This is a genomic window from Thalassotalea sp. G20_0 (assembly GCF_017744175.1).
Classification (GTDB): domain Bacteria; phylum Pseudomonadota; class Gammaproteobacteria; order Pseudomonadales; family Endozoicomonadaceae; genus Endozoicomonas.
The window spans coordinates 1-545 of the sequence record NZ_JAGHQV010000505.1; the positions used below are offsets into that span (position 1 = coordinate 1).

Here is a 545-nt window from a genome sequence, read left to right on the forward strand (position 1 = left end):
AATAAAATGATTGGATAGTGTTATGAAAACAACTCACTGGTTGGATGAGGTTCAATGGAACGATGATGGCCTGGTGACAGCCATTGCCCAGGACCATAAAACCGCAGAGGTTTTGATGTTGGCCTGGATGAACCGGGAATCACTGGAACTGACCCTGAAGGAACAGGTTGCCATTTACTGGTCCCGTTCACGGGGCAGGCTATGGCGCAAGGGCGAAAGCTCTGGCCATACGCAACGGCTGGTAGAGTGCCGCCTTGACTGTGATGGCGATGCGATCCTGCTCAAAGTGGAACAAACCGGTGGTATTGCCTGTCATACAGGACGTAAGTCTTGCTTTTATCGTCGCTTCAGGGATAACCATGGAGAAGCATCGTGGAATACCGAAGAGCCGGTGTTACAGGATCCGGCAACGATTTATGGACATCAGTAAAGGCTGTATTCTTTGCTGTAAATCATCCCACAGGTTAAAACATGAGCGATATAATCAAAAAATTAACTGAAGTATTAAGCAACCGCAGGCAGGCTGATCCGGATTCCTCTTATGT

1 protein-coding gene is annotated in these 545 nt (G+C 48.1%); it reads left to right on the top strand.

Annotated features, from left to right (window positions below):
• The first annotated feature begins 22 nt into the window (after positions 1 to 22).
• Entirely contained in the window at positions 23 to 430 is a 408-nt protein-coding gene (gene hisI / locus J7438_RS27270) for a phosphoribosyl-AMP cyclohydrolase (protein WP_209279142.1), read from the top strand.
• The last annotated feature ends 115 nt before the right edge of the window (positions 431 to 545 follow it).

Coding starts and splice junctions, on each gene's coding strand:
- hisI (WP_209279142.1), top strand. CDS start 23: ATGAAAACAACTCACTGGTTGGATGAGGTTCAATGGAACGATGATGGC.